The following is a 19,257-nucleotide window of genomic DNA, read 5'->3' on the forward strand; positions in this document are numbered from 1 at the left end:
CCGCCTCGGGCTGCGGACGGGCGGCCGGCCTGGGGCGCGGACCACCCTTCGAGCCACCTGATGTGGGGTACGCGTCCCGCAACCGGCGGGCCACCGGGGCCTCCACCGTGGAGGACGCGGACTTCACGAACTCGCCCTGCTCCTTGAGCTTCGCGAGAACTTCTTTGCTGGTAACGCCGAGCTCCTTCGCGAGCTCGTGCACTCGGGCCTTGCCTGCCACTGCTCTCCTCATGTGAGTGAGGCCGGCGGCATGGTCCCGCTCGACCTCGTCCTATCGTCCGGCGTTCATGGCTTCAGCTTCACGGCTGACTCATGACGGGTCGACCTGCTTTCGTTGATCCAGCCCGGCCCGGGAAGATCCCGGTCCGGTGACACGGTGAACCAGCTGCTCCAGATCCCTCCGGAGTCCCTCGATGTCGAGCGGGCCCGGCACACGCAGCGCTCTCGCGAACGCACGCCGCCGCTCGGCCTTGTCCAGGCAACCCGGCTCGGGATGAAGCCACGCCCCCCGACCGGCGGCTCGTCGCCGCAGATCGAAAGCCAGGTCCCCATCCACGAGCACGACCCGGAGCAACTCACCGGCTTCCGCTCTGACCCGGCAGCCGACACAAGTACGTACTGGGCTGTTGCCCCGGGGACGTGCGGACGCCGGTCCAGAACGGTGAACCATTGATGAGTCTATCCCGTCGGTCCTACTCGGCCGAACCCGCAGTCGAGGATCGGGTCGGTGTGACGTTCGGCGCGTCCGCCGCGGGAATCCCCTCGGGCGGTGTCGGCCGTTCCGACGACTCGGCCGCGTCACTGCGGATGTCGATGCGCCAGCCGGTCAACCGGGCCGCCAACCGGGCGTTCTGGCCCTCCTTGCCGATGGCGAGGGACAGCTGGAAGTCGGGCACGACGACTCGAGCGGTCTTCGCCCGTTCGTCGACCACGCGGACCGAGATGACCTTGGCGGGCGACAGCGCGTTGCCCACGAAGGTGGCCGGGTCCTCCGAGTGGTCGATGATGTCGATCTTCTCCCCGAGCAGCTCGCTCATCACGTTGCGCACCCGCGCGCCCATCGGCCCGATGCAGGCACCCTTGGCGTTGACCCCCGGGACGGTCGACCGCACCGCGATCTTGGACCGGTGGCCCGCCTCGCGGGCGACCGCGGGGATCTCCACGGTGCCGTCGGCGATCTCCGGGACCTCGAGCGCGAACAGCCGGCGGACCAGGTTGGGGTGCGTGCGGGACAACGTGATCTGCGGCCCGCGGGTTCCCCGGCTCACGCCGAGGACGTAGCACTTGATGCGAGTGCCGTGCTCGTAGCGCTCGCCGGGCACCTGCTCGACCGACGGCAGCACGCCCTCGGTCTCGCCGACCTGGACCACGACCATGCCGCGGGAGTTGGCGCGCGCGTCGCGCTGGACGACGCCCGCGACGATCTCACCCTCCTTGGCGGAGAACTCGCCGAAGGTCTTCTCGTTCTCCGCGTCCCGCAGGCGCTGCAGGATGACCTGGCGCGCGGTGGTGGCGGCGATCCGGCCGAAGCCCTCGGGCGTGTCGTCCCACTCCTGGCCGGGCTCGCCGTCGGCGCCGACCTCGAACGCGATCACCCGGACCAAGCCGGTCCGCCGGTCGATGTCGATCTTGGCGTGGGCCTCGTGGCCGTCGGTGTGCTTGTACGCGGTGAGCAGCGCGGTCTCGATCGCCTCGATCACCGTGTCGAAGGGGATGTCCTTGTCCCGCTCGATGGCGCGCAGCGCCGCGATGTCGACATTCACCTCGACTCCTCCTCTTGTTCCAACATGGCGATCTCGGCGGGCGGCGGCTCGCGGAACTCGACCTCGATGACAGCGTGCTCGATGTCCTGGTACCTCACGTACGTCTTCTGCCCGTCGACCAGCAGGTGGACGCCCTGGGCGTCGGCGTCGCCCACCCGGGCGGTGTAGCTGCGCTCGGCCTGTCTGACGGCCACCTTGCGCAGCCGGGCGCGGCGCCAGTGGCGGGGCTTGGTCAGCGGGCGGTCGAGACCGGGGCTCGTGACCTCGAGGGTGTAGGAGCCGCCGAGGACGCTGCCCGCCGTGCGGTCGTCCCCGAGCGCGTCGAGTGCCTGGGCGACGGCCCGGCTGACCTCGGCGACCTGGTCGAGGCCGATGCCGCCGTCCGCCGAGCCGGTGTCGGTGTCCGTGTCGTCCTTGCTGTCGTCTCTCCTGTCGACGACGACCTTGACCAGCTGGCGCCGGCCGGCTTGCTGGACGTGCAGCAGCTCCAGGTCGTAGCCGGCACGCCCAACGGCGTCCGCGACGACCGGCTCCAGCGTCTCGCCGGCACCGTTGGTGCGTTGTCGCTGACCTGGCACGTGGACACTCCCTGCTCTCTCACTGACCGTGGTTGCCAAGCGTATCTCGTCATGGCACGCGCGTTGGTCCCGAGCAGGCACGGTGCGTCCGACCGGGTGTCGTGTTCGCCTGGCAGTATGACGGCCCGTGATGAGCTTCGGGCGTCGACACGTGCTGCGGGCCGGTCTGGTGGTGCTGCCGCTGGCCGCGATCGCCGGCACGACGGCCGCGTGTACCGAGGAGCCGGCGAAGCCCCCGCCACCGGACCCGCTGGCCGCCCTGGCCGCACGGGCGCGGACCGACGCCGAGACGGCCACCGCCGTCGCGGCGGCCCAGCCCGGGCTGACCGCGGCGGCCACCGAGGTGGCGACGGCCAGGGGCGAGCACGCCACGGCGTTGCAGCAGGAGGTCGACCGGGAGCGGCCGCCGGTGTCGTCCTCGGCGGCGCCGCCCTCGTCACCGCCCTCGTCACCGCCCGCCGCGCCGCCCCCCGATCCCGTGGCCGCCCGTTCCGCGCTGCTCGAGGCATTGACGGCGGCCGAGCGGGAGGCCGGGAAGCTCGTCCCGTCGGTGCCGCGCTACCGGGCGGGGCTGGTCGGCTCGGTAGCGGCCGGGTGCGCCTCGCTGCGGGAGGTGCTGGCATGACCCAGCCCTCGGCCCCGCCCTCGTCGTCGGCTTCGCTGCCGTCGGACTCGGTGGCCGCCGTGCAGGCCGCGCTGGGCGCGGAGCACGCGGCGCTGTGGGTGTACGGCCTCGTGAGCGCCTTCCTGCCGGACGGCTACAACGCGGCGGTGGCCGAGGGCACCGCCGCGCACCGGGCCCGCCGCGACGCGACCGAGCGGCTGCTGGCCGACGCCGGCCGGACGCCGGAGCCTGCCGAGCCCGCCTACGTCCCGCCCCAGCCGGTGACCGACGAGAAGTCGGCGATCGCGGTGCTGATCCTGGCCGAGTCGGACACGACCGTGGCGTGGCGCGCCGTCCTGGAGCGCACCGACGCCGCCGAGGTCCGCAAGGCGGCCCTGGAGGCGTTGACGATCGCGGCGGTGCGGGCCACCCGCTGGCGCCGGGCGACCGGCCAGTCCCCCGCGACGCCCGCGTTGCCCGGCCGGCCCGCGGAGTAGGTCGTGTCTCGTGGATCTTGGTCGATGGGATTCGTGATCCAGATGTCTCCTGGCAAGGCGGCGGAAGGCCGCGCATACCGGGTTGTATTCGGGCCTTCCGACAACGCGGCCAGGGGGCAGCTGGGCGCGAATACCACGATCCAAGATCCGCGAGACATGGCCCAGCCGCTCAGCCCCCGTTGCCGTCGACCATGTCGTTGCCCAGGCGGATGGCGTCCTTGCAAACCTTGTCGAGCTCCTCCTCGGAGCCGTCCTTGGACGCCTTCGGGTCGTAGTCGGCCTCGACGATGACGACCTGGTTGTCCTGCTGGGCGGCCGCGTAGCCACCGCCCCCGCTCAGCTCGGTCAGGCCGTCGAGCTTCACCACGCCCTCACGCACGAGGTCGCTCACGTTGCCCGTGTTGTCCGTGTCGGTGAGCTTGCGCAGCTCGTCGGCCTTGGCGTCGTCGGACATCTCCACCACGGACACCGACGCGTACACCGTGCGGTCCTCGATCTTGGTGGTGAAGACCGAGCGGGTGAGCCCGTCGCACGGGGTCTGCTTGAAGAAGGCCTTGGTGTCGCCGTAGGCGTGGTCCTCGCACGAGTCGTCGACCTGCGGCTCGTCGAGCTTCGCGGTGAAGTCGTAGGCGCCTCGGCTCGGCTGCTCGGTGGGGCCGCCGGCGCCGGTGCCGGGCCCCTTCGGCCCTTCGTTCTGGATGTACCACCAGACGACGCCGGAGATCACCGCGATCGCGATCAGCCCGAGGATCCGCAGCGTCCACGCCAGCCACGGGTTGCCCTGCGGCACCTGGTCGTCCGGCCGGAACTGGATCGGCGCCGGTCGGTCGGGTCGCTGCGGTTGGTTGTCGGGCCATGGTGATTGCCCGGGGTGATAGGGAGCCGACACGGCCGACACGGTAACCGGACAAACCATGGTTAACCAGGGTGAGGTACTGGATGCCGTCCGCTCAACGCGTGCTATCGAGGAGCAGCTCGACGTCCGCCATCGTGTTGTACAGGTGGAAGGCGAGCCGGGTGCGGCCCGCTCTCCTGGCGCTCACCACACCTGCTTTCGCGGCTCGTTCGGCCTGGTCAGAGGTGAGATCGACGGAGATGACGGCCGAGTTTCGGGGCGCCTGGCCGAGGCCCTTGAGCGCGGCGTCGGCGAGGTCGACGCAGTGGTCGCGGACCGCGGTGAGATCGAGCCCGGCGAGCCACGGGAGCGTGTGCGCGGCGCCGAGCTGGGCGAACCAGACCGGGGAGAGGTCGAGTCTCCTGGCGGTGGCCGCCAGGCGCAGCGGGAGACCGTAGATGCCGCTCCAGATGTCCTCGGCGGCGTACCAGTTCGCCGCGTGCGGCCTCGTCTCCTCGAGCCTGTCCGGTCTCGTGGCGAGCCAGGCGGCGCCGCGCGGGGTGAGCAGCCACTTGTAGCCGGCGCCGACGACCCAGTCCGCCCAGTCGAGGCGCAACGGCATCCAACCGGCGGCCTGGGTGGTGTCGAGGAGGACGGGCTTGCCGGTGTCCCGCAAGGCATCGAGGTCGACGACCGCACCGTCGGCGGACTGGACCACGCTGACCGCAACGAGATCGTGACCGTCCACATGCGACAGCAGCTGGTCGGCGTCCACCTCCGTCACCGGCATTCCCTGTGCGGCGAAGGGAAACGTGACGCTGGTGAACTCGTTGCGCACGGTCAGCACCCGAGTCGTTCTCGGGAGGCTGGCCGCGACGAGCCCGACCAGCTGGGACGCGCTCGCCCCGATCGCGACGTCGCTGTCGCGCACTCCGACGAGGCTCGCCCAGGCGGTGCGGGCGGTCTCGACGTGCCGGTCGTAGTCGGGCGGGCGGGCCTCGCCGCGCCGCCATCGGCCGACGGCCTCGCTCAGCGCGTCGGCCGCCCCCGCGGGCGGGATCCCGATGCTGGCCGTGTTGAGGTAGCCGGCCGGCACGTCGAACTGCTGTCCAAAGGCGGTACGCACACCTCTACTAATACCGTGTCCGGCATGCACACCACGGAGATCGAGGTCGAGACCGGCGGCCGCGAGGTCGTCCACGACCTCACCGACGCGTGCCACTGGTTCCTGGCCGGTGTGGACGGCGGAGCCGGCGCGGGCGACGGCCTGCTGCACGTGTTCGTGCCGCACGCCACCGCGGGCCTGGCGATCATCGAGACGGGCGCCGGCAGCGACGACGACCTGCTGCGGGCCCTGCGCGACCTCCTGCCGTCGGACAACCGCTGGCGCCACCGGCACGGCTCGGCGGGGCACGGGCGCGACCACGTGCTGCCCGCGTTCCTTCCGCCGTACGCGTCGGTGCCGGTCCTGTCCGGGGACCTCACGCTGGGCACCTGGCAGTCGATCTGCCTGGTCGACACGAACGTGGACAACCACGTGCGCAAGGTCCGACTCAGCTTCCTCCCGGGCTGACCGTGCTGACCGGCGCGATGCTCAACCGGTCCGCGGCCGACGTCGCCGCGCTGCTGGCGGCCGGCGCGGACCCGACGGCACCCGACGGCCAGGGGCGGACCGCCGCGCAGCTGGCCGCCCAGTACGAGGACACGTCGTTCCTGCGCATGCTGCTCGAGCACGGCGTCAGCCCGGACACCGCGCACCCGACGACCGGCGAGACGCTCCTGATGGCCGCGCTGATGACGGACCGGCGGGACAACGTCGCCCTGCTGCTCGCGGCCGGCGCCCGGCTCGACGTGACCGACCAGCGGAAGGACACCGCACTGCACATCGCCGCAAAGGTGTCCGCGCCGGAGGTCGTCCTGGCCCTGCTCGAGGCGGGCGCCGACCCGGAGGCGCGGGACGCGCGCGGCGTCACGTTCCAGCGCTACCTGCGAACGCCCGCGAGCCAGGCCGACCGCTACGCGACGGTCCGCGCCTGGCTACGCGAGCACGACGTCCCCCTGGCGTAGGCCTCAGGCGTCCACCAGCTCCGGTGTCCGCGAGCCCGCCGGGACGGACGGCTCGATCGTCATCCGGCCCGGCCACAGCATGATCACCAGGCCGACCACCGCCATGCCCCCCAGCACGATGAGCCCGGACCGCACGTCCGGCGCGTCGGTGGTGCCCTGCAGCAGGCTGCGCAGCCCCTCGGTGGAGAACCGGAACGGCGTCCACGACCACAGCAGCGCGCGGTAGGCCGGGTCGAGCATCTCCGGCGCCTGGCCGGCCACCGCGGGCGCGATCAGGTACAGCGGGCCGAGGATCGCCGCCGCGCGCAGGCGCATGATGCGCAGCAGGGCGCCCTGCACGGAGGCGAACGCGACCGCGGTCAGCAGGACGAAGCCCAGCACGTCGGCACCCAGCGGGAGCGAGTTGTCCCACAGCGTGAAGAAACCGGCCACGACGGCCGTCGCGACGACGCTCACGGTGGCCAGCAGGGCGACGCGGGACAGCGGGCCGCGGCGCATCCCCTGGCGGACGACCAGGAACCCGTATCCCATCGCGGCCACGAGCCCGGCGATCCAGAGCAGCGCGCTCGCGGCGAGCGGCGCGGTCCGGCCGGCGACGCTCGCCGGGTGGACCGTCTCGAGGCGCGGTGGGGTGACCGGGACGCCCTGCTGGGCCAGCGCGCCGGCGAGACCCTGCGCGGCGCCGGTGAGGACCTGCTGGGCGACCTGCGTGCCCTGCGGGTTGACCGCGCCGGAGAGGACGATCGTCTGGGTGACGCCCCGCGGTCCGCCGCCGAGCTCGAGGATCCCGTAGACCTCCTTGTCGGCCAGGAGGCCGCGGGCCTCGGCCGGGTCGGCGACCCGCCACTCGACGGCGTCGCCGCCCTGCTGGGACACGCGCTCGGCGGCCTCGCGGAGCTGTCCGGGCGGGCCGGCGACGGCCAGCGGCAGGTGGTCTGGCGCGGCGGTGGCCTGCGCGCCGAAGGTGAGAAAGCCGAGCACCGCGGCGACCACGGCGCCGGCCACGCCGAGCAACACCGCGACCAGTGCCGGCCGGCGGGGGGCTGAGGCGGCCATCGATCTCCTCCTGCGTTCATCAATCGTTGAATTACGTGCCAGTCTCGCCTTTCGGGATGTCGAAGTCAACCGGTGTTGAAATCTGCGCGCCTGTCGGTGGGCCATGTCACGATGGCGGGGTGCAGACGCTCGTCCTCTGGGACATCGACCTGACCCTCGTCGACTACAGCGGCATCGGTCGGAAGTGGTACGCGGAAGCGCTGGCCAACGTGGTCGGCAAGCAGCTCGACCACCTGCCCACGTTCCCCGGCCGCACCGAGCGGTCGCTCGCCAAGGAACTGCTCGCCGCCCACGGGTTCGCCAGTGGGGACGAGGAGGTCGAGCGCATCTTCGCCGAGCTGGAGGCCATCGCGCTGGCGGCCCGCACGTCGTTGCCCACGATGGGCCGCGCGCTGCCGGGCGCCGCGGAGATCCTGGCGACGCTGCGCGGGCGGGACGACGTGGTGCAGTCCCTGGTCACCGGCAACCTCCCGGCGCTCGCCACCTACAAGCTGGAGGCGTTCGACCTGCACCACCACGTCGACTTCGAGATCGGCGGCTACGGCTCGCTGTCCGAACACCGCCACGACCTGGTCGAGGCCGCCATCGCCCAGGCCTCCGCGAAGCACGGGGTGTCCTTCGAACCCCGATCCGTCGTGGTCATCGGCGACACCCCGGCGGACGTCGAGGCGGGCCTGCACCACGGCACGGTGACGGTCGGCGTGGCCACGGGCCGGCACAGCGTCGACCAGCTGGCCGACTCGGGCGCCGACGTGGTCCTCCCGGACCTCGCCGACACCCCGACCGTCCTGAAGGCGCTACTCCACTGACCGCGCGTCCCCCGCCGCGGTACGCCTAACCGCGGACCAACGACGTCAGGTGCGCCACGGCCTCGTCGACCGGGACCTCGACCCGCTCGCCGGTCGCGCGGTCCTTCACCTCGACCACGCCCTTGGCGAGCCCGCGGCCCACCACCACGATCGTCGGCACACCGATGAGCTCGGCGTCGGCGAACTTCACGCCGGGGGTGGCGGTCCGGTCGTCCAGCAGCACGGTCAGGCCGGCCTCGGACAGCTGCCCGGCGAGGCGTGCGCCGCCCTCGCGAATGGACTCGTCCTTGCCCGCGATCACCACGTGCACGTCCGCGGGTGCCACCGCGCGGGGCCACACGAGGCCCTGCTCGTCGTAGGACTGCTCGGCGATCGCGGCCACCAGGCGAGACACGCCGATGCCGTAGGAGCCCATGGTGATCCGGACCGGCTTGCTGTCCGCGCCCAGCGCGTCGAGCGAGAACGCGTCGGCGTACTTGCGGCCCAGCTGGAAGATGTGGCCGATCTCGATACCGCGGGCCGCGACCAGGGTGCCCTGGCCGTCGGGCGACGGGTCGCCCGCACGCACCTCGGCCGCCTCGATGGTGCCGTCCGGGGTGAAGTCGCGGCCGACGACGAGGTCGACGACGTGGTGGTCGGCCTTGTCCGCGCCGGTGACCCACGCGGTGCCGGTGCCGACCCGGGGGTCGACGAGGTAGCTGACCCCGTTGTCCTGCAACGCCTTCGGCCCGATGTAGCCCTTCACCAGGAAGGGGTTCGCGGCGAAGTCGGCCTCCTCGAGGATGGCGACCGCGCGAGGCTCGAGCGCCGCCTCGAGGCGCTTCATGTCGACCTCGCGGTCGCCCGGCACGCCGATGGCGAGCAGCTCCCACTTGTCCGCACCGGGCGCGTGGGTCTTGAGCAGCACGTTCTTGAGCGTGTCGGCGGCGGTGAACTCCCGGCCGAGACCGGCGCCGTTGAGGAAGTCGACCAGGGTCTCGATGGTCGGCGTGTCGGGCGTGTGGTGCACCTGCGCGGCCGGTTTGTCCTCAATGGACTGTGCGGGTGGCGCGGGGGTGACCACGGCCTCGACGTTGGCCGCGTAGCCGGACCCGGTGCTGCGCACGAACGTGTCCTCACCGGTGACGGCCTCGGCGAGGAACTCCTCGGAGGCCGAGCCGCCCATGGCACCGGACATCGCCGACACGATCACGTAGTCGAGCCCGAGCCGGTCGAAGATCTTGATGTAGGCGTCGCGGTGCAGCTGGTAGGAGTGCGACAGACCCTCGTCGTCGACGTCGAACGAGTAGGAGTCCTTCATCAGGAACTCCCGGCCGCGCAGGATGCCCGCGCGGGGCCGCGCCTCGTCCCGGTACTTCGTCTGGATCTGGTACAGCACGACCGGGTAGTCCTTGTACGAGCTGTACTCACCCTTCACGGTGAGCGTGAACAACTCTTCGTGCGTGGGGCCCAGCAGGTAGTCCGCGTTCTTGCGGTCCTTGAGGCGGAACAGGTTGTCGCCGTACTCGGTCCACCGGCCGGTGGTCTCGTAGGGCTCGCGGGGCAGCAGCGCCGGGAACTGGATCTCCTGGGCGCCCATGGCGTCCATCTCCTCGCGCACCACGCGCTCGACGTTGCGCAGCACGCGGAGGCCCAGCGGCAGCCAGGAGTAGCCGCCCGGGGCCACGCGGCGGACGTACCCGGCGCGCACCAGCAGCTTGTGGCTGGGCACCTCGGCGTCCGCCGGATCCTCGCGCAGCGTGCGCAGGAACAGCGACGACATCCTGGTGATCACGGCTAACTCCTTGTCAAGAGGCTGCGGCAAGAGTAGTGACCCGACGCACGCCGGCTCCAACGGGTTATGCCGGGCGCTCCCCCAGCGCCGGCCGGACGATCCGGTCCTCGGTGACGATCGCAGTGACCAGGTCGGCGGGCGTGACGTCGAAGGCGTAGTTGAGGGTCGGGGTGCCGGGCAGGCCGCCGATGGCGAGCACCTCGGCGCCGTCGCGGACCTCGATCTCGACCTGGTGGCCGGCCGGGATCGTCGGGTCGACCGTCGACTCGGGCGCGGCCACGACGAACGGCACGTTCGCCCTGGCCGCGGCGAGGGCCAGCGGGAACGTGCCGATCTTGTTCACCACGTCGCCGTTGGCGGTGATCCGGTCCGCGCCGACCACGACCGCGTTCGCGAGACCCCTGGCCAGGACGGTGGCCGCCGCGGCGTCGACGACGAGCGTGTGGTCGATGCCGAGCTCGGTGAGCTCCCAGGAGGTGAGCCGGGAGCCCTGCAGCAGCGGTCGGGTCTCGTCGACGTAGACGTGGCCGAGCCGGCCACGCTCGTGCAGCGCGCGGACCACGCCCAGCGCGGTGCCCCACTCCACGCAGGCCAGGGCGCCCGCGTTGCAGTGCGTCTGGACCGTCAGGTGGTCGGTGACCTCCGCGGCCAGCCAGTCCGCGCCGCGTTCGCCGAGCCTGCGGTTGCGGACCGCGTCCTCCTCGAGCACCTTGCGCGCCTCGTCGAGGACGGCGTCGGGGCCTTCGCCGAGGCGTGCGGCGGCCCGGTCCACGCCCCAGGCGAGGTTGACCGCGGTGGGGCGGGACTTGCGCAGGTCGGCGAGCTCACGGTCGCGGTGCTCGGGGGCCTGGCGGGCCGCCAGCGCCGCGCCGAGCGCCCCGGCGGCGCCGAGCGCGGGAGCACCGCGGATGGCCAGCCGCTTGATCGCGTCGACCAGGTCCTCGACGGTGAGAATGGCCATCTCGACGAGCTCGCCGGGCAGCTTGGTCTGGTCGATCGCGACGATGTGGTCGTCGCGCCAGTCGATGGTCCGCACGCGGTCCATTGTGGGTGTCCGTTCTCGTCGGCGTCCGTTTTTGTCGGTGGGGTCTCCTACGGTGTTCGCATGAACCTGAACATGGGTGGGATCACCATCGACTGCGCCGAGCCGCGGGCGTTGGCGGCGTTCTGGACCAAGGCGCTCGACCTGGAGGTGGCGTTCGACGCCGAGGGCTACTTCGTGCAGCTGCGCTCGCCGGCCAACCCGGCCCAGCCCTACCTCGGCCTGCAGAAGGTGGCCGAGGAGCGGGCGGGCAAGAACCGGGTGCACATCGACTTCGACACCGACGACCGGGAGGCCGAGGTCGAGCGGCTCGTGGCGTTGGGGGCCACCAAGGGCCAGGAGCACACAGTGCCCGGCCTCACGTGGACGGTCTTACAGGACCCCGAGGGCAACGAGTTCTGTGTGGGGTCGCACAGCTGACTTAATTCGGTTGCGTGGCGTCGGCGGGTCGGGGAACCTGTTGGCGTTGGATCAGCGCGCCGGTGGTTCGCCGGCGGACGAGAGGGAGGTGCCTTGTGACTAAGACGGTCGCCTGGACGCCTCGTGCCCGCGTCCGCCCGCCCCGCTGACAGTCGCCTGGTCGTTTCGTTGCCACGCGCCGGTGGGGCGCTCACATCCTTTGTTGAGGAGATCCCACCGTGCGCATGCACGACACAGATGACCATTTCGACGACTATCTCGACGACAACCCGTTCGGCGGCCGGCGGTCCCGCCCACGCAAACCGAAGCAGTCCGAGGCCGCCCGGTCCTTCGAGGGCGACTTCGACCAGGAGTCGACCCGCGCGGGCCGGCTCACCGAGGCCGAACGCGCGCGGCTCGCCGCGGTGCGCGAGAGCGCGCTGGCGGGCCCCGTGCTGCCGCCCGGCGCCGACCGCTGGACCACGTGGGACGACGGCGAGCAGGGCCCGCACCCGCGGCCCGACTGGCTCGTCACCGAGCTGGCCGCGGCCGACACCGAGCTGGGCGTGCTGAAGTCAGGCAAGGAGGCGGATGTCCATCTGATCCGGCGGGCGGTGCCCGACACCGACCGCGGGTGCGTCATGGCCGCGAAGCGGTACCGGAGCAACGAGCACCGCATGTTCCACCGCGACTCGGGTTACCTCGAGGGTCGCCGGATGCGCAGGAGCCGCGAGATGCGCGCGATCGCCAACCGGACGTCGTTCGGTCGCAACCTCATCGCGGAGCAGTGGGCGGTGGCGGAGTTCGCGGCGCTGTCGCGGCTGTGGTCGATCGGGGTGCCGGTGCCGTATCCGGTGCAGCGCAGCGGGACCGAGCTGCTGATGGAGTTCCTCGGCTCCTCGGACGGCGAGGCCGCGCCACGGCTGGCCGAGCTGCGCCCGGACGCCGACGAGCTGGTGGAGCTGTGGCACCAGCTGGTGGCCGCGCTGGAGCTCCTGGCCGGTGAAGGCATGACGCACGGCGACCTGTCGGCGTACAACGTTCTGGTCCACAAGGGACAGGTGATGTTGATCGATCTCCCGCAGATCGTCGACGTGGTCGCAAACCCGCGTGGACGGGAGTTCCTGGCGCGGGATGTGTCCAACGTCATGAACTGGTTCCGCGCCCGCGGACTGCCCGACCGACTGGCCGATCCGGACACCGTGACCGGAGAACTGCTGGCAGCGGCCGGTCTCGACTGAAACCGTCGCGGCGCGGCACGGACCGACCTGCGATGACGGCGAGGTGAACCGATCAGGTAACCTTCATCGTGCATCGCGAGCGGTCCGTGCCGCTCCCCGCCCTGCCGGGCGGCCAGCGATGCCAATACCACTGACGGCGCCACCGAGGCGCTGGGCTCGTCCGCGCGAGAATGTTCGCCTGCTGATGCAGAGGCCTCCCGAGACGTGCCACATCGGAGAGGATTCCGTGCCGAACACCGCCGTGCGCCGAACTGCGCGCACCGACAAGCCGCGCACCAGCAACCCGCGCACCGACCGCTACACCGACACCCCCCGCGCCGACCACCGCGACACCCCGCGCGGCGACGCCCGGGGTCGCACCGACAACCCGCGCACCGGCCGTGGCGACTTCGACAGCCGCGGCCGCCGCGGCGACGCACGGGGCGACGCCCGCTGGGACAACCCGCGCACCGACCGCCGAGGCGACTCGCGTGGCGACACCCGAGGCGACCGCCGCGACAACCCGCGGGGCGACGCACGGGGTCGCGCCGACGCGCCGGGCCGCGCCAACCGCTGGGAAGACCAGCGAGGCACCCGCAAGCCGTGGACGGCCGACCGCAAGCCCCAGCGCCGCGACTCGTGGACCGACGACCGCGGCCCCCGCCGCGACGACACCCGCGACACCCGCGACCGCCGCCCGGCCGAGGAGCACAGGTCCTTCACCGACCGCCCCAACCGCGCCGACCGGCGCGCCGCCTGGTCGGACGACCGCGGGTCCCGCAACAACTCCTCCTTCGCCGACCGCCGCGACTCGGGCGAGCGGCACCCTCCCAAGAACCGTGCCGCTTCCGCTGAGAGCACCGCCGGCCCGGCCTGGGACGGGGAGATCGCCGAGGAGCCCATGCACGGAAAGGGGGCCAAGGTCGGCTTCGCCGAGCTCGGGCTGCCCACTCCCCTGCTCAAGGCCCTCGAAGAGGCCGGCATCACCGAGCCGTTCCCCATCCAGTCGGCCACCCTTCCCGACGCCCTCGGCGGTCGGGACGTGCTCGGCCGGGCGGAGACCGGGTCCGGCAAGACGCTCGCCTTCGGGCTCGCCCTGCTGACCAGGCTCAACAAGGGGCAGGCCAAGCCGATGCAGCCGCGTGGGCTCGTCCTCGTGCCCACGCGTGAGCTCGCCATGCAGGTCGCCGACGCGCTCACCCCGCTCGCCAAGTCGCTCGGGCTCTGGTGCCGCACGGTGGTCGGCGGGATGTCCTTCAGCAAGCAGGCCGAGCAGCTGCGCCGCGGGGTCGACCTGCTCATCGCCACCCCCGGCCGGCTGTCCGACCACGTCCGGCAGGGCACCTGCGTCCTCGACGACGTCCGGTTCACCACGCTGGACGAGGCCGACCAGATGGCCGACATGGGCTTCCTGCCCCAGGTTCGGGCCATCCTCGACCTCGTGCCCGACGGCGGCCAGCGGATGCTGTTCTCCGCCACGCTGGACAAGGACGTCGCCGCGCTGGTCAACCGCTACCTCACCGACCCGGTGACGCACTCGGTGTCCCCCGCGACCGCCACGGTGTCCACAATGGACCACCACCTGCTGCTGGTGTCCCGTGAGGACAAGGCGGCGGTCGTCGCCGAGATGGCCGCCCGCGACGGGCGCACGATCATGTTCCTGCGCACCAAGCACCACGTCGACCGGCTCACCAAGCAGCTGCGCGCGATGGGCGTCCACGCCGGCGCGCTGCACGGCGGCAAGCCGCAGGGCGCCCGCAACCGCGTCCTCGGCGAGTTCAAGGACGGCCGCCTGCCGGTGCTGGTCGCGACCGACGTCGCCGCGCGCGGCATCCACGTGGACGGCGTGAGCCTCGTCGTGCACGTCGACCCGCCCGCCGACGCCAAGGGCTACCTGCACCGCGCGGGCCGCACCGCGCGGGCCGGCGAGTCGGGCACGGTGGTCACCGTGGTCACGCACCAGGAGCGGCGCACGGTCTTCCGCATGACCGAGCAGGCCGGTGTCGAGCCCGAGCGCACGAAGGTTCGCCCGGGCGACGAGGACCTGGCGCGCATCACCGGCGCCCGCACCCCGTCCGGCGACCCGGTGGTCGACCCCGAGCCGACCCGCCGCCCGCCCCGCAGCGGCGGCGGCCGCTTCAACTCCCGCCCCGGCGGCCGCCAGCGCCCCAGGCGCCACGACCGCTGACGCAACCGTAACCGCCCCGCCCGAGACACCTCGGACGGGGCGGTTACGCGTTCCGGTGCCGCCCGACCGCGGCCAGGCGGGACCAGACCAGTTGGATGGTCCGGTAGTCGATCACCACGATCCCCTCCTGGTGGACGAGTTCGAGTGCCTCCGGCGACGTCACGAACTCGTAGTCGGTCTGGCGCACGCGCCAACCTCCGTCGATCGCCTGCCATTCCGCGGTGCCCAGGCCGGGATGCACCGCCCACTCGCTGAGGCCGACCGGCAGAGCACGGAGCAGCTCCGTGTATCGGGCCGACTTGCCATCGAGGTCGAGAGCGAAGCTGTCCAGGAAATCGTGGTCAACGACCGGCAAGCCCCGCCGGCGCACCTTCCGGCGTCCGGGTTCGAGCCAGACCCGCGCCGCCAGGCCGTACTCCCGGGCCAACGCGAGGGTCAGGTCGAGGATGTCGTCGCGTCCGCCGTCAGCCAGGCAGTGCCAGTCCAGATGAGTCGGCGTCAGCCCCGCCTCGACGACGGCATCGATCTGTGCCCGTGACTCGCTTTCCACCTCGTCGAGACGAGCCTGAGCCAGCAGCTCAGGGATCCTGGCGGGGGTGAAGAGCTCGCCCGTCTCGTCGAGCAGGGAGGGCACTGTGTCCTTGGCCGCCAGCGGGCCCCACCGGTAGTGGGTCGTGTCGCAGACCAGCGTGAGGTGGATCCCGAACGGGATCTCCGGCCGTTGGCGGAGCAGGCGCATGGCGTGCGGCGCCGACGGGCACGGCACCAGCACGCTGCAGGAACTGGCGATCCCGCACTCGATCGAGCGAATGACCGCGGTGTTGATCGCGTGGTGCATCCCGAAGTCGTCGTTGTTGACGATGAGCACCCGGGCATCGGGAGGGAAACCCAGCAGCTCGCTCGACAACGCCGACGGCGCGGTGGTCGCGGGCTCGAACGCAGGTCCATCCACACCCTCAGGATGGAAGGCACGTCCAACCAATTAGCATAGGTCGTCCGCCAGCGCGGCCACCGGGCCGATGACGATCACCGCCGGGGGGCGGACTCCTCGGGACACCACGTCGGCCGCCACCTTGTCCAAAGTGGAGCGTAGGACCCGCTGTCCTCTCGTCGTGCCTTCCTGGATCACCGCGGCCGGGGTCGTCGGGGGGCGGCCGCCGTCCAGCAGGGCCTTGGCGAACGTCGCTGTCCGCTCCACCGCCATCATCAGGACCACCGTCCCGTGCATGGCAGCCAGCGCCGGCCAGTTCACGAGGGACGTCGGGTCACCCGGCGGCACGTGGCCGGACACCACGACCACCTCGTGCGCCACGCCGCGATGCGTCACCGGCACGTCGGCCGCGGCCGGAACCGCGAAGGCCGACGTCACGCCGGGGACCACCGTCACCGGGATGCCGGCCGCCGCGCAGGCCTGGACCTCCTCGAACCCGCGGCCGAAGACGAACGGGTCGCCGCCCTTGAGACGGACGACGAAGCGACCCGCCCGGGCGTGCGAGATCAGCAGGGCGTTGATCGCGTCCTGGCTCGCCGACCGGCCGTACGGGATCTTCGCCGCGTCCACCACCTCGACCGTCGGGGCCAGCTCCTCCAGCAGGGCGCCCGGCGCCAGCCGATCCGCGACGACCACGTCCGCCTGGGCGATCAGGCGCCTGCCGCGCACCGTGATCAGGTCCGGGTCGCCCGGGCCGCCGCCCACCAGGGCCACCCCGACCGGTTTCGACACCACGTCCTGGACCGCGCCCGAACGCAGCGCGGCCAGCACGGAGTCCCGCACCCGCGCCGAGCGGCGGTGCTCGCCGCCCGCCAGGACCCCGACCAGCAGGCCCTCGTAGTTGCCGGTGGCCGGTGTGACCGCACTCCCCCGCGAACCCGCGTCCGCCCGCACGCAGAACACCCGCAGCCGCTCGGCCTCGGCGGACACGGCGGCGTTCACCTCGGTCGAGGAGCTGCAGCACAGCACGTACCACGCACCGTCGAGATCCCCGTCCCGGTACGGCCGCCGGTGCCATCCGATCGACCCCGACTCGACCAGAGTCTGGACCGACGGGGTGACCGACGGCGAGATCAGCTCGACCGCCGCCCCGGACCCCACCAGCCGGGGCAGCCGCCGCTGGGCGACCGTGCCGCCGCCGACGACCACCACCCGCCGGCCGGCCAGGGCGAGTCCGGCCAGGTAGTGCGCCTCTCCACTCATGCGGACAAGCATGCCCAACGCGGCGGGTAGGGTCGCGACATGGTCTCGGTCAACTCCACGATGGTCCCGCTCGGCACCGCCGCGCCCCCGTTCGAGCTGCCCGATCCGAACGGCGTCACCTGGACGCTCGACAAGGTGGCGGGGCCGAAGGGCACGCTCGTCGCCTTCCTGTGCAACCACTGCCCGTACGTCCGGCACATCGCGGCGCCCCTGGGCGCGGCGGCGGCCCGCTGGCGCCAGCAGGGCGTCGGCGCCATCGGCATCAACAGCAACGACCCGCGGGCGCACCCGGACGAGGCGCCGGAGCGGATGGCCGAGAACGCCACGAGCCGGCGCTGGACGTTCCCGTACGTCTCCGACCCCGAGCAGCGGGCGGCACACGCCTACCGGGCCGCCTGCACCCCGGACTTCTACCTGTTCGACGGCGCCCGCAGGCTCGTCTACCGCGGCCGGTTCGACGCCGCCCGGCCCGGCAACGGCGTCCCGGTCACCGGCGACGAGCTCGACGCCGCGGTCGCCTCGGTGATCGCCGGCGAGGAGATCGAGATCGGCCAGCTCGCGAGCATCGGCTGCAACATCAAGTGGACGCCGGGCAACGAACCGGCGTGGTTCGGTTGAGCCACACACCATTGCGCCGAAGGGCCACCCCGCCGAGGCGAGGTGGCCCTTCGAACACTCAACCCGGTCAGCCGATCTGCTCCGCGATCAGGTCGTACATCGCCGAGACCCGGCCGTACACGCCGTAGAAGTTCGGCTCCGCGCAGCCCTGACCCCAGGACACGATGCCGATCAGCTTCCGCGTGCCGTCCGCGGCCACGCCCTCCAGCGGGCCGCCGGAGTCGCCCTGGCAGCTGTCCTTGCCGCCCTCGGCCAGACCCGCGCACACCATCGAGGCGGCGTCGAACGAGCCCGGGTAGGACGCCGCGCACGTGTCGTCCGCGGTCACCGGCACGTCCACCTTGCGCAGCGTGTCGGAGGTCGAGCCGCTCTCCGTGACACCCCAGCCGTACACGGTGCTGTTCGCGCCCGCCGTGTACAGGTCGGCGTCCTCCGGCGTGGCCAGCGCCAGCGGCGCCTCGGTCAGCGACGTGTCGAGCGTGAGCACCGACGCGTCATTGCTCAACGTGCTGGAGTCCCAGTTCGGGTTGATCCAGATGTCGGTCACCCCCGCGCTGGTGCCGCCACCGGCGGACAGCGACGTCCGGCCGGCCACCACCACGATGTCCGACGGCGAGGAGCCCTCGGTGCAGTGCGCGGCGGTGAGGACCTTGGTCGGCGCGACGATCGTTCCGCCGCAGAACTGGAACCCGTCCGGCGTGGTCAACGCGACCGCGAACGGGTTCTCCTCGATGGTGGTCTCCTCGCCACCGATGATCTTCGGCTGAACGTCAGCCGGCGACTGGTCCGCGCTCGCGGTGGACACCGATGCCGCGACGCCGGCCGATGCGAGAACCGCTGCGGCAACCCCGGCCAGGCGGAGCAGGCGCCTTGCCTCAGCCATGTCTCTTCTCCCTTGTTCGGTCCCGCGAGCCAGTGTCCTCGCGGGCTGACTCATAGCTACAAGGCGCTCACCACCAGCCACAACGCCCGTTCGTATTGGTCCGAATGGGTGAACGAGGTCACGATTGCGCCCGCACGCTGGGGAAACCCTCACGGGCCCTGCACCCGACTATCGGAGGGACTTCGCTGCGTGACCCCTCTGACCACCGGTTTTGGGATCCGGGCGGGGGACCCTAGCCAGCTTGGGCCGGCTTCGCCGGCCCAAGCTGGCTAGCGCAGGGTGCCCCACAGCAGCAGGTTCGAGGAGGCCTGCTCGACCGACGCCGCGCCGCTCGCCAGCCCGTGGATCGGCGCGGCGAAGACCAGCCGCCCGTCCACCGCGTAGCCGGCGTCCACGAGCGCGTCGCGGGCCGGGCCCACGCTGCCGAGCTCGTGCACCTCGATGACGATCCGGGCCGCGCCCACCCCCGCGCAGCTGCGCACCACGTCGGTGCGCGCCGTGCCGAGAAAGACGGCGTCCGGCTTCGGCAGGCCGGCCAGCGCCTCCGGCACGGGGCCGTCGACCAGCCGCACGTCCACGCCGTGCCGCCTGGCGTTGGCCACGATCCGCACGCACAGCCCCGGGTCGTTCTCCACCGCGACCACCGCGGCACCGAGCCGGGCCGCCTCGACGCCGACCGCGCCGCTGCCGGCGGCCACGTCCCAGACCAGCACCCCCGGGCGCGGCGCGA

20 protein-coding genes and 2 pseudogenes are annotated in these 19,257 nt (G+C 72.3%); 9 read left to right on the forward strand and 13 right to left on the reverse strand.

Annotated elements, in window-relative coordinates:
- The 4 genes from GEV28_RS34485 to rimP all read right to left on the reverse strand — a co-directional run.
- A partial coding sequence (locus GEV28_RS34485) for a translation initiation factor IF-2 N-terminal domain-containing protein (RefSeq protein ID WP_291417215.1) occupies nucleotides 1-220 on the reverse strand: 220 nt, incomplete at its 3' end.
- Between the two features lie 90 nt (nucleotides 221-310).
- Nucleotides 311-670: a YlxR family protein gene (locus tag GEV28_RS34490; RefSeq protein ID WP_291417217.1), complete on the reverse strand. Its 360-nt coding sequence runs from the start codon at nucleotides 668-670 to the stop codon at nucleotides 311-313.
- A 22-nt stretch (nucleotides 671-692) separates the two neighbouring features.
- On the reverse strand, nucleotides 693-1,763 hold the full coding sequence (gene nusA, locus GEV28_RS34495; protein WP_291417219.1) for a transcription termination factor NusA: 1,071 nt from the start codon (nucleotides 1,761-1,763) through the stop codon (nucleotides 693-695).
- A complete protein-coding gene (rimP, locus tag GEV28_RS34500; protein ID WP_291417220.1) occupies nucleotides 1,760-2,341 on the reverse strand; it encodes a ribosome maturation factor RimP in 582 nt (193 codons plus the stop codon). The genes nusA and rimP overlap by 4 nt, the downstream gene beginning before the upstream one ends.
- A 130-nt stretch (nucleotides 2,342-2,471) precedes the next feature.
- Here rimP and GEV28_RS34505 point away from each other — a divergent pair, with 130 nt between their 5' ends.
- Nucleotides 2,472-2,966: a hypothetical protein gene (locus GEV28_RS34505; protein ID WP_291417222.1), complete on the forward strand. Its 495-nt coding sequence runs from the start codon at nucleotides 2,472-2,474 to the stop codon at nucleotides 2,964-2,966.
- A complete protein-coding gene (locus GEV28_RS34510) occupies nucleotides 2,963-3,442 on the forward strand; it encodes a ferritin-like domain-containing protein (RefSeq protein WP_291417224.1) in 480 nt (159 codons plus the stop codon). Before GEV28_RS34505 ends, GEV28_RS34510 begins: the two co-directional genes overlap by 4 nt.
- Nucleotides 3,443-3,611: 169 nt before the next feature.
- On the opposite strand, the gene GEV28_RS34515 is transcribed toward GEV28_RS34510, so the two are convergent.
- Both GEV28_RS34515 and GEV28_RS34520 read right to left on the reverse strand, forming a co-directional pair.
- The gene (locus GEV28_RS34515; protein WP_291417226.1) at nucleotides 3,612-4,331 is read right to left on the reverse strand and encodes a hypothetical protein; all 720 of its coding nucleotides are present in this window, start codon (nucleotides 4,329-4,331) and stop codon (nucleotides 3,612-3,614) included.
- Nucleotides 4,332-4,392: 61 nt separating this feature from the next.
- Nucleotides 4,393-5,403, reverse strand: coding sequence for an aminotransferase (locus GEV28_RS34520; RefSeq protein WP_291417228.1), 1,011 nt, complete (start codon nucleotides 5,401-5,403; stop codon nucleotides 4,393-4,395).
- Nucleotides 5,404-5,427: 24 nt separating this feature from the next.
- On the opposite strand from GEV28_RS34520, the gene GEV28_RS34525 reads away from it, so the two are divergent.
- Together GEV28_RS34525 and GEV28_RS34530 are read left to right on the forward strand one after the other, a co-directional pair.
- Entirely contained in the window at nucleotides 5,428-5,850 is a 423-nt protein-coding gene (locus tag GEV28_RS34525) for a YjbQ family protein (protein WP_291417229.1), read from the forward strand.
- A gap of 2 nt (nucleotides 5,851-5,852) precedes the next feature.
- A complete protein-coding gene (locus tag GEV28_RS34530) occupies nucleotides 5,853-6,344 on the forward strand; it encodes an ankyrin repeat domain-containing protein (protein WP_291417231.1) in 492 nt (163 codons plus the stop codon).
- Nucleotides 6,345-6,347: 3 nt separating this feature from the next.
- Here GEV28_RS34530 and GEV28_RS34535 read toward each other — a convergent pair whose 3' ends face one another.
- The gene (locus GEV28_RS34535) at nucleotides 6,348-7,400 is read right to left on the reverse strand and encodes an ABC transporter permease (protein ID WP_291417233.1); all 1,053 of its coding nucleotides are present in this window, start codon (nucleotides 7,398-7,400) and stop codon (nucleotides 6,348-6,350) included.
- 119 nt (nucleotides 7,401-7,519) lie between these two features.
- Between GEV28_RS34535 and GEV28_RS34540 the strand changes: the two genes are divergently transcribed.
- The gene (locus GEV28_RS34540; protein WP_291417235.1) at nucleotides 7,520-8,209 is read left to right on the forward strand and encodes a haloacid dehalogenase-like hydrolase; all 690 of its coding nucleotides are present in this window, start codon (nucleotides 7,520-7,522) and stop codon (nucleotides 8,207-8,209) included.
- A 25-nt stretch (nucleotides 8,210-8,234) separates the two neighbouring features.
- On the opposite strand, the gene GEV28_RS34545 is transcribed toward GEV28_RS34540, so the two are convergent.
- Entirely contained in the window at nucleotides 8,235-9,983 is a 1,749-nt protein-coding gene (locus GEV28_RS34545; protein WP_291417237.1) for a proline--tRNA ligase, read from the reverse strand.
- Between the two features lie 64 nt (nucleotides 9,984-10,047).
- A complete protein-coding gene (gene mtnA / locus GEV28_RS34550) occupies nucleotides 10,048-11,028 on the reverse strand; it encodes an S-methyl-5-thioribose-1-phosphate isomerase (RefSeq protein ID WP_291417239.1) in 981 nt (326 codons plus the stop codon).
- 60 nt (nucleotides 11,029-11,088) lie between these two features.
- Here mtnA and GEV28_RS34555 point away from each other — a divergent pair, with 60 nt between their 5' ends.
- The 3 genes and pseudogenes from GEV28_RS34555 to GEV28_RS34565 all read left to right on the forward strand — a co-directional run.
- Complete coding sequence (locus tag GEV28_RS34555) at nucleotides 11,089-11,445, forward strand: VOC family protein (RefSeq protein ID WP_291417241.1); 357 nt, start codon at nucleotides 11,089-11,091, stop codon at nucleotides 11,443-11,445.
- A 224-nt stretch (nucleotides 11,446-11,669) separates the two neighbouring features.
- Nucleotides 11,670-12,665 (forward strand): serine protein kinase RIO, encoded by a 996-nt coding sequence (locus GEV28_RS34560; protein WP_291417243.1) that lies wholly within the window; start codon nucleotides 11,670-11,672, stop codon nucleotides 12,663-12,665.
- Nucleotides 12,666-13,545: 880 nt separating this feature from the next.
- A pseudogene (locus GEV28_RS34565) lies at nucleotides 13,546-14,781 on the forward strand (DEAD/DEAH box helicase); the annotation flags it as partial.
- 94 nt (nucleotides 14,782-14,875) lie between these two features.
- On the opposite strand, the gene GEV28_RS34570 reads toward GEV28_RS34565, so the two are convergent.
- On the reverse strand, nucleotides 14,876-15,784 hold the full coding sequence (locus GEV28_RS34570) for a polysaccharide deacetylase family protein (protein ID WP_291417245.1): 909 nt from the start codon (nucleotides 15,782-15,784) through the stop codon (nucleotides 14,876-14,878).
- Between the two features lie 30 nt (nucleotides 15,785-15,814).
- The gene (gene cobA / locus GEV28_RS34575; RefSeq protein ID WP_291417247.1) at nucleotides 15,815-17,026 is read right to left on the reverse strand and encodes a uroporphyrinogen-III C-methyltransferase; all 1,212 of its coding nucleotides are present in this window, start codon (nucleotides 17,024-17,026) and stop codon (nucleotides 15,815-15,817) included.
- Between the two features lie 39 nt (nucleotides 17,027-17,065).
- Between cobA and GEV28_RS34580 the strand changes: the two genes are divergently transcribed.
- On the forward strand, nucleotides 17,066-17,644 hold the full coding sequence (locus tag GEV28_RS34580; protein WP_291417249.1) for a thioredoxin family protein: 579 nt from the start codon (nucleotides 17,066-17,068) through the stop codon (nucleotides 17,642-17,644).
- Nucleotides 17,645-17,711: 67 nt separating this feature from the next.
- Here GEV28_RS34580 and GEV28_RS34585 read toward each other — a convergent pair whose 3' ends face one another.
- Entirely contained in the window at nucleotides 17,712-18,527 is an 816-nt protein-coding gene (locus GEV28_RS34585) for a serine protease (RefSeq protein WP_291417252.1), read from the reverse strand.
- A 269-nt stretch (nucleotides 18,528-18,796) separates the two neighbouring features.
- Nucleotides 18,797-19,257: pseudogene (locus tag GEV28_RS34590) on the reverse strand (precorrin-6y C5,15-methyltransferase (decarboxylating) subunit CbiE); the annotation flags it as partial.

It is taken from the genome of Actinophytocola sp. (genome assembly GCF_009379765.1).
GTDB lineage: Bacteria > Actinomycetota > Actinomycetes > Mycobacteriales > Pseudonocardiaceae > Actinophytocola.

Coding starts and splice junctions, on each gene's coding strand:
- GEV28_RS34490 (WP_291417217.1), bottom strand. CDS start 670: ATGGTTCACCGTTCTGGACCGGCGTCCGCACGTCCCCGGGGCAACAGC.
- cobA (WP_291417247.1), bottom strand. CDS start 17,026: ATGAGTGGAGAGGCGCACTACCTGGCCGGACTCGCCCTGGCCGGCCGG.
- GEV28_RS34580 (WP_291417249.1), top strand. CDS start 17,066: ATGGTCTCGGTCAACTCCACGATGGTCCCGCTCGGCACCGCCGCGCCC.
- GEV28_RS34505 (WP_291417222.1), top strand. CDS start 2,472: ATGAGCTTCGGGCGTCGACACGTGCTGCGGGCCGGTCTGGTGGTGCTG.
- GEV28_RS34555 (WP_291417241.1), top strand. CDS start 11,089: ATGAACCTGAACATGGGTGGGATCACCATCGACTGCGCCGAGCCGCGG.
- GEV28_RS34525 (WP_291417229.1), top strand. CDS start 5,428: ATGCACACCACGGAGATCGAGGTCGAGACCGGCGGCCGCGAGGTCGTC.
- mtnA (WP_291417239.1), bottom strand. CDS start 11,028: ATGGACCGCGTGCGGACCATCGACTGGCGCGACGACCACATCGTCGCG.
- GEV28_RS34560 (WP_291417243.1), top strand. CDS start 11,670: ATGCACGACACAGATGACCATTTCGACGACTATCTCGACGACAACCCG.
- GEV28_RS34585 (WP_291417252.1), bottom strand. CDS start 18,527: ATGGCTGAGGCAAGGCGCCTGCTCCGCCTGGCCGGGGTTGCCGCAGCG.
- GEV28_RS34535 (WP_291417233.1), bottom strand. CDS start 7,400: ATGGCCGCCTCAGCCCCCCGCCGGCCGGCACTGGTCGCGGTGTTGCTC.
- GEV28_RS34510 (WP_291417224.1), top strand. CDS start 2,963: ATGACCCAGCCCTCGGCCCCGCCCTCGTCGTCGGCTTCGCTGCCGTCG.